The following is a 3272-nucleotide window of genomic DNA, read 5'->3' on the forward strand; positions in this document are numbered from 1 at the left end:
ATGGCTTAGGCCACACTACCATCGGCGCAGCTACGTTTCACTTCCGAGTTCGGGATGGGATCGGGTGGTTCCATAGCGCTAATTTCACCAGGGAGGCTTTTGGAGAGTCGCACTCGTCCCGGAGGACAAGGCGCCAGCCTCGCATAGTTCTTGTGACGTAGCGTGCACTTGGATGCTCTTACGACGTTGTCGTAAAGCCAAGGCAACTTGAGGTTATATGGTCAAGCCACACGGATCATTAGTATCAGTTAGCTCAATACATTGCTGTACTTACACACCTGACCTATCAACCACATAGTCTATATGGTTCCTTCAGGGGGCTTGTGCCCCGGGAGATCTCATCTTGAGGCGCGCTTCCCGCTTAGATGCTTTCAGCGGTTATCGCTTCCGAACATAGCTACCCGGCAATGCCACTGGCGTGACAACCGGAACACCAGAGGTTCGTCCACTCCGGTCCTCTCGTACTAGGAGCAGCCCCTCTCAAATCTCCAACGCCCATGGCAGATAGGGACCGAACTGTCTCACGACGTTCTGAACCCAGCTCGCGTACCACTTTAAATGGCGAACAGCCATACCCTTGGGACCGACTACAGCCCCAGGATGTGATGAGCCGACATCGAGGTGCCAAACACCGCCGTCGATATGAACTCTTGGGCGGTATCAGCCTGTTATCCCCGGAGTACCTTTTATCCGTTGAGCGATGGCCCTTCCATACAGAACCACCGGATCACTAAGTCCTAGTTTCCTACCTGCTTGATCCGTCGATCTTGCAGTCAAGCACGCTTATGCCTTTGCACACAGTGCGCGATGTCCGACCGCGCTGAGCGTACCTTCGAGCTCCTCCGTTACTCTTTAGGAGGAGACCGCCCCAGTCAAACTACCCACCATACACGGTCCCCGACCCAGATAATGGGCCCAGGTTAGAACGTCAAGCACGACAGGGTGGTATTTCAAGGATGGCTCCACTGCAGCTAGCGCCACAGTTTCATAGCCTCCCACCTATCCTACACAGACGAACTCAACGTTCAGTGTAAAGCTATAGTAAAGGTTCACGGGGTCTTTCCGTCTTGCCACGGGAACGCTGCATCTTCACAGCGATTTCAATTTCACTGAGTCTCGGGTGGAGACAGCGCCGCTGTCGTTACGCCATTCGTGCAGGTCGGAACTTACCCGACAAGGAATTTCGCTACCTTAGGACCGTTATAGTTACGGCCGCCGTTTACTGGGGCTTCGATCAAGAGCTTCGCCTTGCGGCTGACCCCATCAATTAACCTTCCAGCACCGGGCAGGCGTCACACCCTATACGTCCACTTTCGTGTTTGCAGAGTGCTGTGTTTTTGATAAACAGTCGCAGCGGCCTGGTTACTGCGACCCTCTTCAGCTATAGCTCGCACGAGCCACCAAAAAGGGTGCACCTTCTCCCGAAGTTACGGTGCCATGTTGCCTAGTTCCTTCACCCGAGTTCTCTCAAGCGCCTGAGAATTCTCATCCTACCCACCTGTGTCGGTTTACGGTACGGTCTGCGTAAGCTGAAGCTTAGGAGCTTTTCCTGGAAGCGTGGTATCAGTGACTTCGCCATAAAGGCTCGTCTCGGTGCTCGGTCTTAAAGGATCCCGGATTTGCCAAAGATCCAAACCTACCGCCTTTCCCCAGGACAACCAACGCCTGGTACACCTAACCTTCTCCGTCCCTCCATCGCACTTACGCGAGGTGCAGGAATATTAACCTGCTTTCCATCGACTACGACTTTCGTCCTCGCCTTAGGGGCCGACTCACCCTGCGCCGATTAACGTTGCGCAAGGAAACCTTGGGCTTTCGGCGTGCGGGTTTTTCACCCGCATTATCGTTACTCATGTCAGCATTCGCACTTCCGATACCTCCAGCAGACTTCTCAATCCACCTTCAACGGCTTACGGAACGCTCCTCTACCGCGCATAACAAAGTTATGCACCCCAAGCTTCGGTTTTGTGCTTAGCCCCGTTAAATCTTCCCCGCAGACCGACTCGACCAGTGAGCTATTACGCTTTCTTTAAAGGGTGGCTGCTTCTAAGCCAACCTCCTGGCTGTCTGTGCCTTTCCACATGGTTTTCCACTTAGCACAAAATTTGGGACCTTAGCTGTGGGTCTGGGTTGTTTCCCTTTTCACGACGGACGTTAGCACCCGCCGTGTGTCTCCCATACAGTCCGTCTCGGTATTCGGAGTTTGCAATGGTTTGGTAAGTCGCGATGACCCCCTAGCCATAACAGTGCTCTACCCCCGAGAGGATACATATGAGGCGCTACCTAAATAGCTTTCGAGGAGAACCAGCTATCTCCGGGTTCGATTAGCTTTTCACTCCTAATCACAGCTCATCCCCGTCTTTTGCAACAGACGTGGGTTCGGGCCTCCAGTACCTGTTACGGCACCTTCACCCTGGCCATGACTAGATCACCCGGTTTCGGGTCTACTGCCCGCGACTATGCGCCCTTATCAGACTCGGTTTCCCTTCGCCTCCCCTATACGGTTAAGCTTGCCACGAACAGTAAGTCGCTGACCCATTATACAAAAGGTACGCAGTCACTCCTTGCGGAGCTCCTACTGCTTGTACGCACACGGTTTCAGGATCTATTTCACTCCCCTCTCCGGGGTTCTTTTCGCCTTTCCCTCACGGTACTGGTTCACTATCGGTCGGTCAGTAGTATTTAGCCTTGGAGGATGGTCCCCCCATGTTCAGACAGGGTTTCACGTGCCCCGCCCTACTCGTCTTCACTGAAATGGCCCTTTCAGATACAGGGCTATCACCTTCTATGGCTGCTCTTTCCAGAGCATTTTCCTAGAACCAAATCAGCTTAAGGGCTAGTCCGCGTTCGCTCGTCGCTACTTACGGAATCTCGGTTGATTTCTTTTCCTCTGGTTACTTAGATATTTCAGTTCACCAGGTTCGCTTCCAGCAGCTATGTATTCACTGCAGGATACCCGCAAGCGGGTGGGTTTCCCCATTCGGACATTACCGGATCAAAGCTTGTTGCCAGCTCCCCGATACTTTTCGCAGGCTGCCACGTCCTTCATCGCCTCTGACCGCCAAGGCATCCACCGTGTGCGCTTATTCGCTTGACCATATAACCGCAAGTTGCCTTGGGTTATACATTTGACCCGGGGGTACAAAGCCCGGATACGAATATAACGACTCAATTAATAAAGAGACTTATGTCTCTCGCCTTAGCCTCACGACACGTCTGATAGAACATCTCAAACGCTCGCTACGTCACAAGTTTTAAAAGAACACGAACCG

General features: G+C 53.0%; 2 rRNA genes. Both read right to left on the reverse strand.

The features are described 5' to 3' along the window. A 5S ribosomal RNA gene (rrf, locus tag AC0Z6F_RS22490) occupies positions 1-92 on the reverse strand; the annotation flags it as partial. A 125-nt stretch (positions 93-217) separates the two neighbouring features. After that, positions 218-3097 (reverse strand): 23S ribosomal RNA (locus AC0Z6F_RS22495). Between the last annotated feature and the right edge of the window lie 175 nt (positions 3098-3272).

Source organism: Stenotrophomonas sp. 1L-E-5-B-C3 (assembly GCF_057292075.1).